The following is a 20436-nucleotide window of genomic DNA, read 5'->3' as shown; positions in this document are numbered from 1 at the left end:
TCACTCCTGCCCGATCGACTCCAAAAACTCCGACCGCTCATCGCTCATTCGTGCCAGACAATCGTTCTGTGCAATCGCATACGCCTTGGTGCCGTTCACCGCCGGGAAGGTATCCACCGCACAATCGGCATCGCGTAATTTTTCCCATTTTTGCTGGGCATCCTTCAGACGAGCGGTAATGTCCGCCAGCTTGGTCTTGTCGCTGCCGTAGGTCGAAGCCATGCGTTCCAGCAGGCCCTGATAATTATCCTTGAGCAGTTGTTCAGCGGTGGTTTTGTTGTAAGAGGCGCATTCCAAGGTTTGCTTGTCGTTTTCGATGCCGTCGCACGGCGTGCTGTCGGTGTCTTCAGCCGCGTGGACGCCGGTTGCGATGAGTGCCAAAGCCAGGAAAATCGATTTCATTGCGCCGTCTCATATCAGGTGATGCGGGAATTCTGGCTCAAGCGTAAGACAAAGAACAGCCGCCAGTCAGACCTCTCTTAACAGCCTTTGTCGCGGATTGACGCTTTCGGCAATTCCCCTGTCGTTTTTGCACCCGGCTCTGTCGGCCCCTGGGCATATGCTGGCCCCAAAGCGCCGGCAGACGATTCGGCGCATGAATCGCCAATAAGGGGACGCCTGATGAGCCCAGCCGAATTGCACGCCGACAGCATCGTTATCGACGGGCTGATTATTGCCAAGTGGAACCGCGACCTGTTCGAAGACATGCGCAAAGGTGGCCTCACCGCCGCCAATTGCACCGTGTCGGTGTGGGAAGGCTTCCAGGCCACCATCAACAATATCGTGGCCAGCCAGACCCTGATCCGTGAAAACAGCGACCTGGTGATCCCGGTGAAAACCACCGCCGACATCCGCCGCGCCAAGGAACAGGGCAAGACCGGTATCATTTTCGGCTTCCAGAACGCCCACGCCTTCGAAGACCAGCTGGGCTATGTCGAGATTTTCAAGCAGCTCGGCGTCGGTGTGGTGCAGATGTGCTACAACACCCAGAACCTGGTCGGCACCGGTTGTTACGAGCGTGATGGCGGCCTGTCGGGTTTTGGCCGTGAAGTCGTCGGCGAGATGAACCGCGTCGGCATCATGTGCGACCTGTCCCACGTCGGCTCCAAGACCTCCGAAGAAGTCATCCTCGAATCGAAAAAGCCGGTGTGCTACTCCCACTGCCTGCCGTCCGGGCTTAAAGAGCACCCACGCAACAAGTCCGATGAAGAACTCAAGTTCATTGCTGACCACGGTGGTTTTGTCGGCGTGACCATGTTCGCGCCGTTCCTGGCCAAGGGCATCGATTCGACCATCGATGACTACGCCGAAGCCATTGAATACACCATGAACATCGTCGGCGAAGACGCCATCGGCATCGGCACCGATTTCACCCAGGGCCATGGCCAGGATTTCTTCGAAATGCTGACCCATGACAAGGGCTACGCCCGCCGCCTGACCAGCTTCGGCAAAATCATCAACCCGCTGGGCATCCGCACCGTGGGTGAGTTTCCCAACCTCACCGAGACCCTGCTCAAGCGCGGCCACCCTGAGCGCGTGGTACGCAAGATCATGGGTGAGAACTGGGTCAACGTCCTAAAGGACGTCTGGGGCGAATAAGCCACCGCCAACGCATCTTTTCCCCCGGCCGTTCGCGCCGGGGCATTAACAAGAATTTTTCTGGAGTTAAGTTTCCATGGCCAAGATCGCCCCGCAATTGCCTATCGAAGTCGACAGCGAAACCGGTGTCTGGACCTCCGACGCCCTGCCGATGCTGTACGTGCCGCGCCATTTCTTCGTCAACAACCACATCGGTATCGAAGAAGTGTTGGGTGCCGACGCTTACGCCGAAATCCTCTACAAGGCCGGCTACAAGTCCGCCTGGCACTGGTGTGAAAAAGAAGCCGAATGCCACGGTCTGGAAGGCGTCGCGGTGTTCGAGCACTACATGAAGCGCCTGTCGCAACGTGGCTGGGGCCTGTTCAAGATCCAGGACATCGACCTCGACAAAGGCACCGCCAGCGTCAAGCTCGAACACTCGGCGTTCGTCTACGTGTATGGCAAGGTCGGGCGCAAGGTCGACTACATGTTCACCGGTTGGTTTGCCGGCGCCATGGACCAGATCCTGCAAGCCCGCGGCAGCAACATCCGCACCGTCGCCGAACAAGTCTACGGAGGCTCCGAAGAGGGCCACGATGACGGCCTGTTCACCGTCAAGCCGTTGTAAGCCGAGGACCGTGCCATGGCTTTCGAAGCAATGTTCCAGCCGATCCAGATCGGTAAACTGACCATCCGCAACCGCGTGCTCAGTACCGCCCACGCCGAGGTCTATGCGACCGACGGCGGGATGACCACTGACCGCTATGTGAAGTACTACGAAGAGAAAGCCAAGGGCGGTATCGGCCTGGCAATCTGTGGCGGCTCCTCGGTGGTCGCCATCGACAGCCCGCAGGAATGGTGGGCTTCGGTCAACTTGTCGACCGACCGCATCATCCCGCACTTCCAGAACCTGGCCGACGCCATGCACAAGCATGGCGCCAAGATCATGATCCAGATTACCCACATGGGCCGTCGCTCACGTTGGGACGGCTTCAACTGGCCGACCCTGATGTCGCCGTCGGGCGTGCGTGAGCCAGTGCACCGTGCCACCTGCAAGACCATCGAGCCAGAAGAAATCTGGCGCGTGATCGGCAACTATGCCCAGGCCGCGCGCCGCGCCAAGGCCGGTGGTCTGGACGGTGTGGAACTCTCCGCCGTGCACCAGCATATGATCGACCAGTTCTGGAGCCCACGGGTCAACAAGCGTACTGACGAATGGGGCGGCAGCTTCGAAGGCCGCATGAAGTTCGGCCTGGAAGTCTTGAAGGCCGTGCGTGCCGAGGTCGGTGACGACTTCTGCGTGGGCATGCGCCTGTGTGGTGACGAATTCCACCCGGACGGTCTGTCCCACGAGGACATGAAGCAGATCGCCAAGTATTACGATGACACCGGCATGCTGGACTTCATCGGCGTGGTGGGTTCGGGGTGCGATACGCACAACACCCTGGCCAACGTGATCCCCAACATGAGTTATCCACCGGAGCCGTTCCTGCACTTGGCGGCCGGTATCAAGGAAGTGGTCAAGGTCCCGGTGCTGCACGCGCAGAACATCAAGGACCCGAACCAGGCCACGCGCATTCTGGAAGGCGGTTATGTGGACATGGTCGGTATGACCCGTGCACACATTGCCGACCCGCACCTGATCGCCAAGATCAAGATGGGCCAGATCGACCAGATCAAGCAGTGCGTCGGCGCCAACTATTGCATCGACCGCCAGTATCAGGGGCTGGATGTATTGTGCATCCAGAACGCCGCGACCTCCCGTGAATACATGGGCGTGCCGCACATCATCGAGAAATCCACCGGGCCCAAGCGCAAAGTCGTGGTGGTCGGTGCCGGCCCGGCCGGGATGGAAGCTGCACGTGTGGCTGCCGAACGTGGCCACGACGTGACCCTGTTCGAAAAGAAAGAGTTTATCGGTGGGCAGATCACCACGGCGTCCAAGGCGCCGCAGCGTGACCAGATCGCCGGTATCACCCGCTGGTACCAGTTGGAACTGGCGCGGTTGAAGGTCGACCTGCGATTGGGCGTGGCCGCCGATGCCGACACTATCCTGGACGTGCGTCCGGATGTGGTGGTGCTGGCGGTAGGCGGTCATCCGAACGTGGAACAGAACGAACACTGGGGCGCGGCCGAAGGTTTGGTTGTGAGCAGTTGGGACGTGCTCGACGGCAAAGTGGCGCCGGGCAAGAACGTGCTGGTGTACGACACCATTTGTGAATTCACCGGCATGTCGGTGGCGGATTTCCTTGCGGACAAAGGCAGCCAGGTTGAGATCGTCACCGACGATATCAAGCCGGGCGTGGCTATCGGTGGTACATCGTTCCCGACCTACTACCGCAGCATGTATCCGAAAGAAGTGATCATGACCGGCGACATGATGCTGGAAAAGGTCTACCGCGAAGGCGACAAGCTGGTGGCGGTGCTGGAGAACGAATACACCGGCGCCAAAGAGGAGCGGGTGGTGGACCAGGTGGTCGTAGAGAACGGCGTGCGCCCGGACGAAGCCATCTACTACGCACTCAAGGAAGGCTCGCGCAACAAGGGCCAGATCGACGTCGAAGCCTTGTTCGCGATCAAGCCGCAGCCATGCCTGAGCGAGTCGGGTGATGGGTACTTGCTGTTCCGTATCGGTGACTGTGTGGCGCAGCGTAATACCCATGCTGCGATCTATGACGCCCTGCGCTTGTGCAAGGATTTTTAAGAACAGTCGCAAGTCACAAGCTTCAAGCTGCAAGAAAGAGCAATGTGTGACCGGCTTTGACTTGCCGCTTGTAGCTTGAGGCTTGCCGCTTGAGGTCACCTCAATGTTGAACACCTTGCTGCCTATTCTCTTGTTTGCCGCTCTGGGGCTCGCCGTCATTGGGGCGCTGCGGCGTGTCGCGATGTGGCGCCGTGGCCGCGCCTCCAAGGTCGACCTGCTCGGCGGCCTGCTGGCCATGCCCAAGCGCTACATGGTCGATCTGCACCACGTGGTCGCCCGTGACAAATACATCGCCAACACCCACGTCGCCACCGCGCTGGGCTTTGTGCTGTCGGCCTTGCTCGCCATTCTGGTCCATGGCTTCGGCCTGCAGAACCGCCTCCTCGGCTACGCCTTGCTGCTGGCCTCGGTGCTGATGTTTGTTGGCGCCACCTTCGTTTACCTGCGTCGTCGCAATCCGCCTTCACGTCTGTCGAAAGGTCCATGGATGCGCCTGCCGAAAAGCCTGATGGCGTTCTCGGTCAGCTTCTTCCTGGTGACGCTGCCGGTGGCCGGGATTCTGCCGGCGGACTTCGGTGGCTGGTTGCTCGCCGCGTTACTCAGCGTGGGCGTGTTGTGGGGTGTGTCCGAGATGTTCTTCGGCATGACCTGGGGCGGCCCGATGAAACACGCCTTCGCCGGTGCCCTGCACCTGGCCTGGCACCGTCGCGCCGAGCGCTTTGGCGGCGGCCGTTCCACCGGTTTGAAGCCGCTGGACCTCAGCGATAAATCCGCGCCGCTGGGTGTGGAGAAGCCCAAGGATTTCACCTGGAACCAACTGCTCGGCTTCGACGCCTGCGTACAGTGCGGCAAGTGCGAAGCCGCTTGCCCGGCCTTCGCTGCCGGCCAGCCGCTGAACCCGAAAAAACTGATCCAGGACATGGTGGTCGGCCTGGCCGGCGGCACCGATGCCAAGTTCGCCGGCAGCCCGTATCCAGGCAAACCGGTGGGCGAACACAGTGGCAACCCGCATCAGCCGATCGTCAACGGCCTGGTGGACGCCGAGACCCTATGGTCCTGCACCACCTGTCGTGCCTGCGTGGAAGAGTGCCCGATGATGATCGAGCACGTGGACGCCATCGTCGATATGCGCCGCCATCTCACACTGGAAAAAGGCGCCACGCCGAACAAGGGCGCGGAAGTCCTGGAAAACCTGATCGCCACCGACAACCCTGGCGGTTTTGCACCGGGTGGTCGCCTGAACTGGGCGGCAGACCTGAACCTGCCGCTGCTCAGCGAGAAAGGCAGTGCCGATGTGCTGTTCTGGGTCGGCGACGGTGCCTTCGACATGCGCAACCAACGTACCCTGCGCGCCTTCGTCAAAGTGCTGAAAGCCGCCAAGGTCGACTTCGCGGTGCTGGGCCTGGAAGAGCGCGACAGTGGCGACGTGGCCCGGCGCCTGGGCGATGAAGCCACCTTCCAGCTGCTGGCCTCGCGCAATATCCAGACTCTGGCCAAATACAGCTTCAAACGTATCGTCACCTGCGATCCGCACAGTTTCCATGTGCTGAAAAACGAGTACGGCGCCTTCAACGGCCACTACTTGGTACAGCATCACAGCACCTTCATGGCCGAATTGATCGGCGAGGGCGCACTGAACCTGGGTCAGCACAAGGGCAACAGCGTGACTTATCACGACCCTTGCTATCTGGGCCGCTACAACGGCGAGTACGAGGCGCCGCGCCAGGTGCTGCGGGCTTTGGGCATTGAGGTCAAGGAGATGCAACGTTCGGGCTTCCGTTCACGCTGCTGTGGCGGCGGCGGCGGGGCGCCGATTACCGACATTCCCGGTAAGCAGCGTATCCCGGACATGCGCATGGAAGACATCCGCGAAACCGGCGCCGAGCTGGTGGCGGTGGGTTGTCCACAGTGCACGGCGATGCTTGAGGGTGTGGTTGAGCCTCGCCCCTTGATCAAGGACATCGCCGAACTGGTGGCCGACGCCTTACTCGAAGACGCTGCGCCCGCCAAGGCCCCTACCCAACGTGAACCTGCGGAGGTGCACTGATGAGCGACATTATCCGCCGCGACCCACGCGCTGAGTGGATCGCCCGCAACCGTCTGCACCCGCTGCACGCAGCGATGCAGCCGGTACAACACAGTTGGATGGGCCCCAACGGCGTCATCCGCAAGAACGTGCATGGCGTCGGTTTCATCGGCCCCAACGGCATCAAGCGTATCGACCGCAGCGGCGCCCAGCAGGGCGGCGCGGCTAAACGCACGGCGGCGGTGGAAATGCAGTTGCCGCTGCATCAAGTGGCGGCACCTGCGTTCTACATCAGCGTGGTGCCGGACATGGTCGGTGGCCGCCTGAGCAGCCATGACCGTGACTTGCTCGGCCTGGCCCGGCAACTGGCCGGCAGCGACGGCGCGGTGCTGGTGGTGGTATTTGGTGAACACAAGGAAGGCACCTTTGCCATCGCAGGCGTCGATCGCCTGCTGGTGCTGGAAGGTCACGAATTCGACGGTTATTCACCGGAACAACGGGTGCAAGGTTTGCGCGCTGTGGATAACCAGTTCAACCCGCGTCACTGGTTGCTGCCCGACAGCCGCAGCGGTGGCGGCGAACTGGGCCGACGTTTTGCTGCCAGTCTCAAGGAACGCCCGGCCACGCGTGTCTGGCAGATCAAGGGCGATGAGTGCATCGGCCGCGCCGGTGCAGGCCAGGAAGACTTGGCCCGTCCGCTGCCACGCCTGATTCTGGCCGCCGCTGAATGCGCCGACCCTGTCAGTGATACGCGGCATGAAGTGTTGCCCGTGGAGTTATCCACAGCGCTGGCGCGCAGCTTGCCGCGCATCGAGGATCTCGGCGCGGTGGCGGTGGATCCGGCGGCGATTCCAATGGCCGAAGCGGAGTTCATTTTCTCCGGCGGCAACGGCGTGAAGAACTGGGCGCTGTTCCACCAGACCGCTGCGGCCCTGGGCGCCACCGAAGGCGCGTCACGGGTAGCGGTGGACGATGGCTTCATGGCGCGTGATCGCCAGGTCGGTGCCAGCGGCACTTGGGTCACCGCGCGGGTTTACGTGGCGGTGGGTATTTCCGGGGCGATCCAGCACCTGCAAGGCATTGGTGCCTGCGACAAGGTGGTGGCAATCAACCTCGACCCAAGTTGCGACATGATCAAGCGTGCCGACCTGTCGGTGATCGGCGAAAGCGCCGCGATTCTGCAAGCCTTGATCGCGGCGGTCGAGACCTACCGCAACGGCGTCAAGCGCGATGCGGCTTAAGGAAATGGCTATGAATACGAATGTAATCAGCCTGGTGTCCATCGGCGCCCACCCGACTTCTGGCCGTCCACGCCGCGCCGAGCAGGATGCGCGTGCAGTGGAGTTGGGTTTGCAACTGGCTGGGGATAAGTTGCAGGTGCTGCACGCCGGCAATATCAACGAGCCGACACTGCGCAGCTATTTGGGCATGGGCCTGCCGCAACTGCATGTGCTGGAGCAACCGACGGGCAGCGATGCCTTGCCCGTGCTCAGTGAATACCTGCGCGACGCTGGCGCCCAAGTGGTGCTCGCCGGTAGCCAAGCTGAAACCGGTGAAGGCTCAGGCATGTTGCCGTACCTGCTTGCCGAGCAATTGGGCTGGCCGCTGATTGTCGGGCTGGCGCAGGTCGAGTCTATCGACGGCGGTGTTGCCCATGTGCTGCAAGCCTTGCCCCGTGGGCAGCGGCGGCGCTTGAAAGTGCGCCTGCCGTTTCTAGCGACGGTGGATAACGCTGCGCCCAAGCCACGGCAAAGTGCCTATGGCCCTGGGCAACGCGGTGAGTTGGCGGCGCATGAGGTTGAGGTCGAAGAGGATGAGTTATTCACCGGCGCGGTACTGCAACCGGCGAAGCCTCGGCCAAAGCGTTTGAAGGTGATCAAGGCCAAAAGCGGTGCGGATCGGATGAAAGCCGCGACGGCCAAGGCCAGTGGTGGCGGGGGGCAGGTACTCAAGGGCGTGAGCCCGGAGGAGGGCGCGCAGGCAATCCTCAAACTGCTGGTGGAAGAAGGCGTAGTGCGCTGACTCACAAACCACCACAAAACCTAAATGTGGGAGGGGGCTTGCCCTAATGCCAGTCAGTTAAGCGCAGATCCCCTGTGGGAGCGGGTTTGCTCGCGAAGACGTCGGCCCAGCAAACATTGATGTTGACTGTCACCCGCTGTTTAGACGGGCACCGCCGGTAGAACTGCGTTAGAACCAGTACTTATTCAACTGTAGCGTTGCGCGATATAGGGCGCCGTGGGGCGCCCTATAACGTTTGGCTCTTGGGCTTATTGGCTTAATGCATATGCCATGGGTTCATTGCACCTCATCCCAGGCTTGTTGCCAGGCGGTACCAGAGCCCGGCGCATATGCCCAACCCGCACCTGCACACCAGGTGGTGTAGGGGTGTGGTTTGCACTTATAGTTTTTGCCGTTGTGGGTCACGATATCGCCGTCCTTATAAGCGGTGCCTTCTTTGTAGTCAGGGTAGGTTCCGCCGCTGGCAGGCGTCACGGTGAAATCAAACTCAGCCTGTGCGGTTTTGCGGTTATCCGGGTCAAGAACGTTCAATCGCGCCTTGAACACGGTCGGCGTGGTGACCACGTAGGCTTTGCCGCTCACGGTGACGGCGTCTTGCGCGCCTGTCATTCCTGGAACATTCCACTGACGAAGCAGGGGGCCGTTGGACCCGGTCGATCGGGCGCTCGTAAACGTGAAGGCTTCTCCGGGCTTCAGCGTGGCCGGACCCGAGATATGGGCTACCGGTGGTGCGGGATTGACCGGTGAAGTGCCTCCTCCTGGAATAATCGACATGGCTTGGGTGTAGCCCGGTTGAGTTGCATAAGTTGAGTTGACCAAGGGGTTCTCGGCATTGAACGTGACAGTCTGGTTCTCCAGTTCGCCAATTCTGGCAACGGACGGGTCGACCTTATCCGCTATTTGTTTACCCCATTGGCCAGGTGCCAAATTGGCGCTGCTGATTTTTTGCGTGATATCAATCAATTCTTTTCTCGCCCCGTCGATCCCAAACACCCGGTAGTGCACGGAGTCGCCATCTTTGAGGGCTTGCATGTCGCTTTGGATAAACTGGCCAATATTGGTGAGTGGATCAGGTACCGCGCCACCTTCAAACTTCACATCCGAACACGAGATAAAAAACTCGCCCGCCGGATCGCTCCGCACCCATATGCCGACAATCAAACCATTTCCCGAGGCGTTGCCCGGGATAGGCCGGGTAATCCGGAAATAACCCGAGGCTCCAGCTATGGCGGGTGGGGTTTGCCAGTTTGTATTCGCTACCGTGAAGTTTTCGGGTTGTCCCAAGGGGATCAAGTCACTCCATTTCAGAACGTCAGTGGCAGTGTTAAACCCTGGGCGTGTGATAAACGGATAGAACGTGCTCGGTACGTGAGGGGCTGTACCGATAAGGCGCATCGTTAAAGATTGACCAGGAGTGACACTCGTCTTGGTCCAATGGGGGGTTGGATGGTCCAGACTGGCTTTTTTCGGGTCATTCGCCGCGCATATCTGGCCATCCTTGATAATCCCCTGGATCTGAGCCAGCGTCGGATTGTTGATATGCGGGATATGTGCGATCTCATGCCACTGTTGGGCCGGGAATGCCCATTCCGCAGGTGTGCCAAAGGTCGCCACGGATGCTTCTCGACAGCCTTTGTCCGCGATGGCTGAACCGTCCTGAGATTGCCAGAATCCACCCGTCACCTGGCAGTTCACTGCACGTGATGGCGGCATGTCCAGAGCACCATGTGCCCATCCCATCGCCGGCACTAGGCATACCGCCGCCAATGTCCACTTGATAAGTCCTTGCGCGAATTTATACATGCTCTAGTCCACCTTCAATTCAGATAAACAAGTTCCGAACTGCTGGAACGATCAGTGTGATTTATTCAACTAGCATCATTGGTCAGCTGATCTCCCATGGGAGCGACGCGGGTTGCAGGATTACTCTGTACAGAGCCATACAGAAACACCCACCCTTGATAACTACCTTGCCCTGTAAAACCTTGGTTGATGACTGCAAAGTTGCTTTGCTTGAACGGCGTGCCCCTGGCCTTACGTCGCCCAGGCCTTGTTCATCGGAGGGTTGCAGTTGCCAGCTATCACGCTTGCCGGTGACGGGGTCCAGCGGGATTTCGCGTAAGTAGCGTTTATCCACCAGGGCTTGCAGGGACTCGGGGTTGGCGCCATGGTCTTCGCGGTATTGGTCCAGCGCCTGGCGGATAATGGAGAGGTTATGGCGTAGCACGGTTTCCTGGGCCTTGTTGTGCTGGCGAAAATATTGGGGCGTGACCAGGGTCATGAGGGTGGCGATGATGGCCATGACCACCAGTAACTCGATCAGGGTAAAACCCCGATCACCAGTGGCTGTATAACGTTCCATTCGAACTCTCCCGGGTGCTGCGGGATGAAACGTCGAATACATCTTCTCCCTCTCGTGGGTTGTCGGCGTTGCTCTTGTAGCTGCGCAGTTGCCAGGTTTTTTCAGGCGTAAGTTCAGGGCACTCGCACACCGGGTCGCGAGGAATGTGTCGCGGGAAATGGAGTTTGTTGCCTGCAGGTTGGTTTTATCCGTCACGCCCTCCACCAGGCTTTTCAAGCTGGGCGGATAACCACTGTCGGTAACGCTCTTTTCGATGCGCCCGTCGTCGGAGGCTTCTTTATAGGAGTCAATGGCGCGACGTATCTCCCGCAACGAACGTTGCAAGTCCAGTTCCCGATCGCGTTTGCCCATCAGCGCTATCAGCGGATAAGCCACTGTCGCGAGCGTGGCCAGCAGGGCCAGCGTCAGTAGCAATTCAATCAGCGTAAAACCTTTGGCGCAGTGATGGCTGGGGTTAGCCGGCCACATCACCGTGTTTATCTCCTGTCATCCCGCCAAGGACTTCCGCATTAACCAAGGCTAGTGAAATTGACTGCAAGGGTGAGTGTAGATGCAGGATGTTTTTTGTACAGTCGGCGGTTTTACCCACATTCGCTGTGAGCCCATCTGTGGATAAGGTGTTTGTGGTTGTCCACAGGCCGCGTGTTTAAAGGGCTGCGCGCTGCTGTATGAAAAACAACCAGGCTAACTAACGGTTTTTACGGAAGTTTTCGTGTGGATAAAGGCAGGACGCGCGTTTAAGTTGCCCCCAAAGTCTGTTGGTGCTTCTGTGGATAAGATGTTCGCTATTGTCTCTAGATCATATGATTAGCGGCTCTCATGAAGCTGATCAAAAAATGAACAAAATAGCCCATGATGAGAATGAAAGCCTGAAAATCCCCGGTTTATGACGCTTTGACAAGCTTTTCCACAGCGCTTTTGAAGTTACACCCAATCTCTGTTGGCGGTTCTGTGGATAAGGTGTTTGCGTACTGCTACAGGCCACGGGATACATGGCGTTCAGAGATATGGTTAATAATTGATCAGGTGTGGGTTAAAACCGCAAAGCTGAATAAGTCACGGATTTTCTTCAGTTAATTTCGTCAGACGAGCACAGTTGCCCACAATTGCTGTGGGTGGCTTTGTGGATAAGTTGTTGGGCGAAGGCTGGAGGGCAGGAGAATCAAGGCGCAGCAGGGGGTTGGATGTTTTTTGTACAATCCGACCCCCTTGAGATCAATGGGTTATTCGTGGGCCGCAACACCCTTGAGGTAAGGCGCCGGAGCGGCCCCCAGGTTGTTCAGCATGCGCTCGCTGTACCAGTCGACGAAATTCACCACGCCGAACTCGTAGGTCTTGGAATACGGACCAGGCTGGTAGGCGGTGGAGTTGATGCCGCGCTGGTTTTCTTCGGCCAGGCGGCGGTCCTGGTCGTTGGTAGCGTCCCACACCTGGCGCATGCGCTCCACGTCGTAGTCCACGCCTTCCACCGCGTCCTTGTGCACCAGCCACTTGGTGGTGACCATGGTTTCCTGGGCGCTGATCGGCCACACCGTGAACACGATGATGTGGTCGCCCATGCAGTGGTTCCAGGAGTGAGGCAGGTGCAGGATGCGCATCGAGCCCAGGTCCGGGTTCTTGATGCGGCCCATGAGTTTGGCGCAGCCCTGCTTGCCGTCCAGGGTCATCGACACGGTGCCTTTGAGCAGCGGCATGCGCACGATGCGGTTACGCAGGCCAAAGCTGGCGTGGGCGTAAGGGATCTTCTCGGCATCCCAGGCGGCGGCGGAGGCGGCCACGTGGTCCTTGAACGCCTGATCGGCGCGCGGGTCCGTGACGTCGTCCCATTCCAGCAGGGTTTTCAACAGTTCGGGGTGCGACGCGTTGCAGTGGTAGCACTCGCGGTTGTTTTCCAGCACCAGCTTCCAGTTGGCTTTCTCCATCAAGGTGGTGGTAATCGCCACCTTGGTGTTTTCCATGTCGTAGGGTTCCATGTAATGGTTCAGTGTCGACAGGAAATCATCGATGGCCGGCGGGTTCTCCGCCAGGCTGATGAAGATGTAGCCACCGGCGGTCTTTACGTTGACCGGCTTGAGGCCGTACTGCTTCATGTCGAAGTCGGCGCCCATTTCGGTACCGGCGAACAGCAGACGGCCATCAAGCTCATACGTCCACTGGTGATAGTGGCAGACCAGTTTGGCGACCTTGCCCTTGTCGCTGGTGCACAAGCGTGAGCCACGGTGACGGCACACGTTGTGAAAGGCATGCACTACGCCCTCGGCGCCACGGATCACGATGATCGGGTTCTTGCCCACTTGCAGGGTCAGGTAGTTGCCCTTGGCAGGGATTTCGCAGGTCATGCCGGCGATCAACCACTCTTTCTGGAAGATCTCCTGCATGTCGATATCAAACAACCGTTCATCAGAGTAGAACGGCTGCGGCAGCGAGAAAGTGCGCTCGCGCTCTTGCAGCATTTGCGCGGTGGCCTTGCGTGCGGGTTCCAGCGGATCGCCCAAGCTTAAGGTTGCGGTGACGTCCATCGTGTGTGTCCTCATGGCCATTCTGTGGGGCCGGCGAATAGTGGCTACGGTTGTGCTTTGCAAGGCGTAAAGAAAGCGTCTGTGTTGGGAGCGAGTGTGGGGCCGACGATGCGCCGAACCTTATCCATGGGCGACATGGCCCAATCTGTTCCCGACGCGCAACCCTAGGTCGTTGGGGGCTGGTCGCGATAAGTATGTGAATGTCGCAGATAGGTAAATGGGTGGTTCTGGCGTTACGCAGAATCGCCACCATAAGGCCGATGTCGGCGGTGGAGAACAACATGTCCAATAATTTCCTGAATCCGGTAACCACCCAGACCTGGGCCAATGGTCGGCACATTGTCCGTTGCGTCAAAGTCATCCAGGAAACCTGGGATGTGCGCACCTTCTGTTTCATGGCCGACCAGCCGATCCTGTTCTTTTTCAAGCCGGGGCAATTCGTCACCCTGGAGCTGGAAATCGAAGGCCAGCCGATCATGCGCTCCTACACCATTTCCAGCTCACCGTCGGTGCCTTACAGCTTCTCGGTGACCATCAAGCGCGTGCCGGGGGGCAAGGTTTCCAACTGGTTGCACGATACCCTTCATGAAGGCCAGGAACTGGCGGTGCACGGGCCTGTGGGTTTGTTCAACGCCATCGACTTCCCGAGCCCGAAGGTGCTGTACCTCAGCGGCGGCGTAGGGATTACGCCGGTGATGTCCATGGCGCGCTGGTTCTACGACACCAACGCCAATGTCGACATGACGTTTATCCACAGCGCCCGTTCGCCAAAAGACATCATCTACCACCGCGAGCTGGAGCACATGGCGTCGCGGATTGATAACTTCAGCCTGCACCTGATCTGCGAAAAGCACGGTTTGGGTGAACCCTGGGCCGGTTATCGTGGTTACCTGAACCACAAGATGCTGGAACTGATGGTGCCGGACTTCCTGGAGCGCGAAGTGTTCTGCTGCGGCCCTACGCCGTACATGAACGCGGTGAAGCGCCTGCTGGAAGTGGCGGGTTTCGACATGACGCGCTACCACGAGGAATCGTTCGGCGCCACGCCACCGGAAGCCCGTGCGGATGCGGTGGAGCAAGCCGAACAAGCCGCCGACGCGCCGGAAATCGACCTGGCGGATCTGCACCAAGTGGAGTTCATTGCATCGGGCAAAAGCATTCGGGTGGCCCCCGGCGAAACCGTGCATGCCGCTGCCGCCAAGCTCGGCCTGTTGATCCCGAAGGCCTGCGGCATGGGCATCTGCGGGACCTGCAAGGTGATGAAGCTGGGTGGCGAGGTGGAGATGGACCACAACGGCGGCATCACCGAGGAGGATGAAGCCGAAGGCTACATCCTGTCGTGCTGCAGTGTGCCGAAGGGTGATGTGCGCATCGAATTCTGACGCTCAGTACAGCCCTGGCCGACGATCTTGGTGCACGTGGTTGTGGTCGCTGATTGACTTGTCCCTGGCCTGCGCCAGTGGCAGGTCAGCCACCAGCTGCTGTTCCTCAGGATGGGAGGTCGCTCCGGCCAGCGGGTAGCCATCAGCGTCGACGATGACCGAGCCGCCCACCCAATCCACGCCACGCTCTTCGCCATAGCGGTCGCACGCAGCGATGAACATGCGGTTGACTGCCGCATTGGCCTGGACCCGCACGATCTCCGCCGGCCTTTCATCGGCAGGGCGCGGGGCGTTTGGCCAGTTCACCGGGGCGCAAAGCAGGTCCGCGCCGGCAATCGCGGCCAGGCGCACCCACTCGGGCAGTTCCAGGTCGTAGCAGATCATCAGGGCGATCCGTCCGACGGCAGTGTTGACCACCGGCGGCGGCGAGTCACCGGGTGTGAATATCAGCTTCTCGCGGTTCCACAAGTGCGCCTTGCGATACACCGTCAGCCGCCCGGTGGGTTCGACCAGAGCGGCACTGTTGGCGACCCGTCCCGCGCTCAGGCGCTCGCAGAACCCTGCGACGATGATAATGTTCAGCTCAGCCGCCAGGCTCTTCCATAGGCTCAGCGTCGGGCCGTCGAGTGCCTCTGAGGCAGTGTGGGCCTCCTCCAGGTCAGTGAATACGTAACCGCTCTGGATCAGCTCTGGCAGGACGATCACTTGGGTGTTGAGGCTGGTCGCCCCACGAATCGCGCGCTCGGTCAGCGCCCGGTTGTAGTCGGGCTCGCCGATACGCGGCGCCAGTTGATGGCAAACGACGCGTAGCTCCGTCATCACTAGCTTCCTTCTAATTGACGCTCGCTGGCTTGTATGGCTCGCGACTCGGCGGCGTGGTCGAGGTGGCGAGTCATTACGCAGTAAACCACCGCCGAGACGGCCAGGCCGATAACGAACGCAATATCGGCGCCGCCCAGCATTGTGCTGATGGGGCCCTGATAAAAATCCAGTGCCATAAAGGGAATCATAGCTGCCAGGCCGAGAAAATACGCCGTGAGCCCGGCACCCGACCAACGGCCATAGATACCGGTCGGGTTGAATATGTCGCTGATTGCGTAATGTCCTTTTCGTACAAAGTAGAAGTCTGCGAGGTTGACTGCCGTCCAGGGCACCAGGAAGTACAACATCAGAAGTACGAAGGTGTTGAAGCTGTGCAGGTAGCTCTCTGGAATGCTCAAGGCGATCACAAAAATGACTGCGGCCACCAGGCTGATCCCGAGGATTCGGCCCTTGATCCGTGGTTTGATCGGTACAAAACCGTCAATGGCACTGACCCCGGTGAGCATCGCGCCGTAGCAATTGACCGCCATGATGCCGACCAGCGCCGGTACGGCCATCAACACAGTAAAAGTACCGAAGCCCGGTAGCAGTTGGTTGCCCACAGCCTGCACGCTGCCGATGGCGTCGGGCGAGGGCAGCGCCGATGCGAGAAAGGCCCCCAGCGACATCAGCCACAGCGCCGAGCCGGCAGCTCCCAGGTAGGTCCAGAGGATGACACTGCGTGACGGCGTGTTATGCGGCAGGTAGCGAGAGTAGTCCGAAACATAGACGGCGTAGCTGATCTGGTAGCCCGCCGCGGCCGACAATTGGATGAGGAAGGCCGACCAGGAAAAGTGTGCGTCGGCCACGGCACTGTCAGCCTGCAGGTGCATCACTGCGGCTACGGTGAGCACCGCGAACACGCTGATCATCACGTAGGTCAGCCAGCGTTGCACGGTGTGCAGGAGGTCGTGCCCGACCACGGCAATCACCACCGCCAGGATGATCATCAACGCATACCAGGGTGCGCGCGTGCCGGGCAGCACGGTATTGATGGCGTCGGTCGCCAGAATCACGTTGAACACGTTGAAGCCTATGTACACGAAGACCACCGCGATAAAGGGCACGATCGCTCCGCGCAGGCCGAATTGTGCCCGCGACTGGATCATCTGCGGCAACCCCATGCGCGGCCCCTGGTTGGCATGGAACGCCATGGCGAATGTGCCCAGGCATACGCCGATCACGATCGCCAGGATCGCGTATACCAGGCTCAGCCCCAAGGCCGCGCCGGTAAACCCGGTGACCATGGTGGTGAGTACGAAGTTGCCGGTGAACCAGAACGGCGCCTGATGCCAGACCTTGCCGTGGCGTTCATGACGCGGTACGTAGTCGATGGAGCGGGCTTCGATTTTCAGTGTGTTGGAAGGGGGAGCAGCCGATCGGTCAGAGGGCACGTTCATGGGCATCACGGTCTGTTTTTATTGAGTGAGACTACGAAGAGTCTTGTAACTAAAAAAACTATTGAATCGGCATTTGCAAATAATCACTTCATGAATTTCTGAACTGATGGCGCAAAGTCGTGTGATACAAGGTTTCATGCCTGATCGGCTTATTTATTTCCAATTGATATAGAGAAATTTCCTACGCGCATCTACGCTGAACAGCACTTACGTCGTATTCGCCCTTCGCATTGAAGCAGTAGGTGGACGTCCTTATACATGCCAAGGATGATTGCCATGTCTGCTATTCCCTCACGTAGTAAAGGCGCCGCGCGCTTGCTTGCGAACGATGTCACTGCGCTGGTTCCAGACTTTCCTTTTCATTACGGCCGGTTTCTCAGCCAGGCCGCCAGTAATGGCACCCCATTGGCGCAGGTGTCGAGCCTCGCATATGGCAGACGGGTGTTGATCGTCGGGGCGGGAGTCGCCGGAATGGTGGCAGCCTATGAAGCCATGCGCATGGGGTTGCACCCCGTGGTGATAGAGGCCGGCAACCGTATCGGAGGGCGGCTGTATTCTCATGTGGCGGGTGATCCGCAAGACCCGGCTAACAGCGTTATCTGTGAAATGGGTGCCATGCGCTTTCCTGTTTCGGGCAAGGCGCTAATGCATTATTTCGATAAAGTGGGCATGACGGCCAACTCGACGGACTTTCCCAATCCCGGTTCGGCGGTAACCCCCAGTACGGTGGTCGACTATCAGCAACAACAGGTCTATTACGAAGGCAATAATTTGCCGTCCGAGTATGCGGAGATCGAGCGCAAGTTATTTGAGGTTTTCCTCGAACAGAACCCGATCAAGTTTAAGGAGATGGAAGCCGCCATGTCAGAAGGAAGCCTTGATCAGACCAAGATCAAGGTCTTGTGGAACGCGATTCTGGACGCAGGTTGGGACAACCTCAGTTTTTTTGCCGCGATGGTCGAGCAGGCGGGATGGAGTCGCGAAGATATCGACCTGTTTGGCCAGATAGGCTTCGGCACAGGCGGTTGGAACACCGATTACCCGAACTGTTTCCTGGAGGTGTTGCGGGTGCTGTATACCGGCCTGGATACCAACCACAAGTTGATGTATGACGGCTCCAGCGAGCTACCGACCCGCTTATGGAGCCGTGCCCCGGATACCTTCGGCGACGCCATGCGCCATTGGCCAGCGGGCACCACCGTGCAAGACCTGACCACTCGAGTCATTGCTCAGCCGTTCAATCAAGAAGTGCGACAGATCATCCGCCGGTCGGATGGTGAGTTCGACGTGTGGGTGTTTGATCGAAACTCGGGTCGCGATCGCCAATACACCTTTCCTGCGGTGGTCTATACCCCGCACAAACGGATCCTCGACAAATTCCGTTATATGGACGGCACTGCCCGCTTCAATCAGGTGAATGACCTCTTATCCCCAAGGGAATGGGAGGCAGTGATGTACACCCATTACATGCAGTCGGCAAAAATCTTCGCCCAGACCAAACGACCGTTCTGGACCGACGTGGGAGCTGATCTGCAGTACAGAATGAGCGTAACGTTATCGGAACGCATTACCCGTGGCACCTATCTGCTGGACTATGGCCAGAGTCTGGGCCCCTACAGGGGCAGTGGCATGTTTTTGTCTTACACCTGGAATGATGACAGTCTTAAATTCCTGGGTGATCGCAGTGCGCCGCTGCCGTCCCATGTGCAGGTGTGCACGAGCTTGCTGGACAGCGTGTATGCCCCTCATCAGTTGAACCTGGCCAACGAGTTCGGCATGACCAACCCCTTTGCCGAAATCAATTGGGAGGAGCAGCCCTTTTTCCTGTGTGCATTCAAAATGAATCTGCCAGGACAGTACGAGTACCAGCGCTTGCTGTTTTCTCAGTTCATGAATGGCGTGCCGAGTTCCAATCCCGATGGTTTCATTCTTGCGGGTGACGACGTTTCCTGGACGGGAGGCTGGGCGGAAGGGGCTGTGACCACGGCCTTGAATGCCGTGAATAAACTGGCGGTGAAATTCAATGGTGGGACCTTGCTCAACAACCGCGGCCCCATTGATGAATGGCAAGCGCTTCAGCCAAAGGTGCTATGAGAGCAATCACATGAGTCCCGCGTCGCAGGTCATGAGTCTGCGGCGCGGGCCTTAGTGGTTAGCGGACGAAAAGGTTGATGAGGTACCCGCCGGATGCTGTCATTTCAAACTCTTTGCCGGTGACCGTAAAGAGTCTGGAAGGCTCGACGATGGTGTCGCCGACATTTGCCAGCCTCCTCAGATCGTCCAGGCTGACGAGTGTGGCGTTGGTGTCGTCCCGGAGCTGAGATTCAGTGGTGTAGCGTTGAATTTCCATGGTGTTGCCCTCTATAGGATTTCCTTTTCCAGCCGACTATTCGGCAGGCAGTCAGCCCCGAATTAACGCGTCCGTTTGTTCGGGGTGACGAGATCCTAACCAAGGCAGGGGGTAGATAGATACTGTCGGAAATACGTACAAACAGTCTCTGAAAAAAGGCTGAAAGGCCCGTCGTTTCAGGCTTCCATCACTTTCCGAATGTCCGCAGCCAATTCTCTTACGCGCTCTTCCTCGGTATCCCACGCACACATGAAGCGCGCACCGCCTTTGCCGATGAAGGTGTAGAAACGCCAGCCCTTGGCGGTCAACGCGGCAATCGCCGACTCCGAGAGTTGCAGGAACACGCCGTTGGCCTGCACCGGAAACATCAGCTCTACGCCGGGAATATCTGCTACCAGGCTGCTCAGCAGCTGGGCGCAGTGGTTGGCATGGCGTGCGTGCTTGAGCCAGGCGTCGTTCTCCAGCAGGCCCACCCAGGGCGCGGAGAGGAAGCGCATTTTTGACGCCAACTGGCCTGCCTGTTTACAGCGGTAGTCGAAATCTTCGGCCAGCTTGTGGTTGAAGAATAGAATCGCTTCGCCCACGGCCATGCCGTTCTTGGTGCCGCCAAAGCACAGCACGTCCACGCCGGCTTTCCAGGTCAGGTCCGCCGGCGAACAGCCCAAGAACGCGCAGGCGTTGGAGAAGCGCGCGCCGTCCATGTGCAGGTTCAGGCCCAGCTCTTTGCAGGTGACGCTGATGGCACGGATTTCATCCGGGGTGTACACGCTGCCGACTTCGGTGGCTTGGGTCAGGGTGACCACGCGTGGTTTGGGGTAGTGGATGTCCTGGCGCTTGAGGGCGATCTCGCGGATCGACTCCGGGGTCAGCTTGCCGTTTTCGGTGCGGGCGGTGAGCAGCTTGGAGCCGTTGGAGAAAAACTCCGGCGCGCCGCATTCGTCGGTTTCGACGTGGGCGGTTTCCGAGCAAATCACGCTATGGTAGCTCTGGCACAGCGACGACAGCGCCAGTGAGTTGGCGGCAGTGCCATTGAAGGCGAAGAACACTTCGCAGTCGGTTTCGAACAGGTTGCGGAAACCGTCGGCGGCGCGGTGGGTCCATTCATCATCGCCGTAGGCGCGTTGATGGCCTTGGTTGGCTTGTTCCATGGCGGCCCAGGCTTCCGGGCAGATGCCGGAATAGTTGTCACTGGCGAATTGTTGGCTCTTGTCGGTCATGGCCCATTCCTGTGG

The 20436-nt window shown here is 59.0% G+C and carries 15 protein-coding genes and 2 pseudogenes; 8 read left to right on the top strand and 9 right to left on the bottom strand.

Annotation, left to right across the window (positions count from 1 at the left end; all coding sequences use genetic code 11):
- Entirely contained in the window at positions 1 to 402 is a 402-nt protein-coding gene (locus tag LVW35_RS26445; protein ID WP_016977792.1) for a lysozyme inhibitor LprI family protein, read from the bottom strand.
- A gap of 219 nt (positions 403 to 621) precedes the next feature.
- On the opposite strand from LVW35_RS26445, the gene LVW35_RS26440 reads away from it, so the two are divergent.
- The 6 genes from LVW35_RS26440 to etfB all read left to right on the top strand — a co-directional run bounded on the left by LVW35_RS26440 (position 622) and on the right by etfB (position 8330).
- A complete protein-coding gene (locus LVW35_RS26440) occupies positions 622 to 1599 on the top strand; it encodes a dipeptidase (protein WP_025858791.1) in 978 nt (325 codons plus the stop codon).
- 76 nt (positions 1600 to 1675) lie between these two features.
- Positions 1676 to 2206, top strand: coding sequence for a DUF5943 domain-containing protein (locus LVW35_RS26435; RefSeq protein ID WP_128588989.1), 531 nt, complete (start codon positions 1676 to 1678; stop codon positions 2204 to 2206).
- 15 nt (positions 2207 to 2221) lie between these two features.
- The gene (gene dgcA, locus LVW35_RS26430; protein ID WP_233892675.1) at positions 2222 to 4282 is read left to right on the top strand and encodes a dimethylglycine demethylation protein DgcA; all 2061 of its coding nucleotides are present in this window, start codon (positions 2222 to 2224) and stop codon (positions 4280 to 4282) included.
- 103 nt (positions 4283 to 4385) lie between these two features.
- A complete protein-coding gene (dgcB, locus tag LVW35_RS26425) occupies positions 4386 to 6329 on the top strand; it encodes a dimethylglycine demethylation protein DgcB (RefSeq protein WP_233892673.1) in 1944 nt (647 codons plus the stop codon).
- Entirely contained in the window at positions 6329 to 7549 is a 1221-nt protein-coding gene (etfA, locus tag LVW35_RS26420) for an electron transfer flavoprotein subunit alpha (RefSeq protein WP_233892672.1), read from the top strand. The genes dgcB and etfA overlap by 1 nt, the downstream gene beginning before the upstream one ends.
- Positions 7550 to 7559: 10 nt before the next feature.
- A complete protein-coding gene (etfB, locus tag LVW35_RS26415; RefSeq protein ID WP_233892671.1) occupies positions 7560 to 8330 on the top strand; it encodes an electron transfer flavoprotein subunit beta in 771 nt (256 codons plus the stop codon).
- Between the two features lie 276 nt (positions 8331 to 8606).
- Here the strand turns inward: etfB and LVW35_RS26410 are convergent, their stop codons facing one another.
- The 4 genes and pseudogenes from LVW35_RS26410 to gbcA form a co-directional block, all read right to left on the bottom strand.
- Positions 8607 to 10133 (bottom strand): lytic polysaccharide monooxygenase, encoded by a 1527-nt coding sequence (locus tag LVW35_RS26410; protein ID WP_233892670.1) that lies wholly within the window; start codon positions 10131 to 10133, stop codon positions 8607 to 8609.
- A 220-nt stretch (positions 10134 to 10353) separates the two neighbouring features.
- A pseudogene (locus LVW35_RS26405) lies at positions 10354 to 10692 on the bottom strand (type II secretion system protein); the annotation flags it as partial.
- Positions 10667 to 11160 (bottom strand): annotated as a pseudogene (locus tag LVW35_RS26400) (type II secretion system protein). The pseudogenes LVW35_RS26400 and LVW35_RS26405, both read right to left, overlap by 26 nt.
- 755 nt (positions 11161 to 11915) lie before the next feature.
- Positions 11916 to 13211, bottom strand: coding sequence for a glycine-betaine demethylase subunit GbcA (gbcA, locus tag LVW35_RS26395; protein WP_233892669.1), 1296 nt, complete (start codon positions 13209 to 13211; stop codon positions 11916 to 11918).
- 281 nt (positions 13212 to 13492) lie between these two features.
- Here gbcA and gbcB point away from each other — a divergent pair, with 281 nt between their 5' ends.
- Entirely contained in the window at positions 13493 to 14593 is a 1101-nt protein-coding gene (gene gbcB, locus LVW35_RS26390; protein WP_028618224.1) for a glycine-betaine demethylase subunit GbcB, read from the top strand.
- A 3-nt stretch (positions 14594 to 14596) separates the two neighbouring features.
- Here the strand turns inward: gbcB and LVW35_RS26385 are convergent, their stop codons facing one another.
- Together LVW35_RS26385 and LVW35_RS26380 are read right to left on the bottom strand one after the other, a co-directional pair.
- A complete protein-coding gene (locus tag LVW35_RS26385; protein WP_233892668.1) occupies positions 14597 to 15412 on the bottom strand; it encodes a nitrilase-related carbon-nitrogen hydrolase in 816 nt (271 codons plus the stop codon).
- A gap of 2 nt (positions 15413 to 15414) precedes the next feature.
- On the bottom strand, positions 15415 to 16854 hold the full coding sequence (locus tag LVW35_RS26380) for a purine-cytosine permease family protein (protein WP_233892667.1): 1440 nt from the start codon (positions 16852 to 16854) through the stop codon (positions 15415 to 15417).
- 276 nt (positions 16855 to 17130) lie between these two features.
- Here LVW35_RS26380 and LVW35_RS26375 point away from each other — a divergent pair, with 276 nt between their 5' ends.
- A complete protein-coding gene (locus tag LVW35_RS26375; RefSeq protein ID WP_233892665.1) occupies positions 17131 to 18948 on the top strand; it encodes a flavin monoamine oxidase family protein in 1818 nt (605 codons plus the stop codon).
- 58 nt (positions 18949 to 19006) lie between these two features.
- On the opposite strand, the gene LVW35_RS26370 is transcribed toward LVW35_RS26375, so the two are convergent.
- The gene (locus LVW35_RS26370; protein ID WP_233892664.1) at positions 19007 to 19204 is read right to left on the bottom strand and encodes a hypothetical protein; all 198 of its coding nucleotides are present in this window, start codon (positions 19202 to 19204) and stop codon (positions 19007 to 19009) included.
- Positions 19205 to 19380: 176 nt separating this feature from the next.
- The gene (locus LVW35_RS26365) at positions 19381 to 20421 is read right to left on the bottom strand and encodes a threonine aldolase family protein (protein ID WP_233892663.1); all 1041 of its coding nucleotides are present in this window, start codon (positions 20419 to 20421) and stop codon (positions 19381 to 19383) included.
- Between the last annotated feature and the right edge of the window lie 15 nt (positions 20422 to 20436).

This window comes from Pseudomonas sp. HN11 (assembly GCF_021390155.1).
In the GTDB taxonomy this organism is placed as follows: Bacteria; Pseudomonadota; Gammaproteobacteria; order Pseudomonadales; family Pseudomonadaceae; genus Aquipseudomonas.
This window is presented reverse-complemented; position numbering and strand designations above follow the sequence as displayed.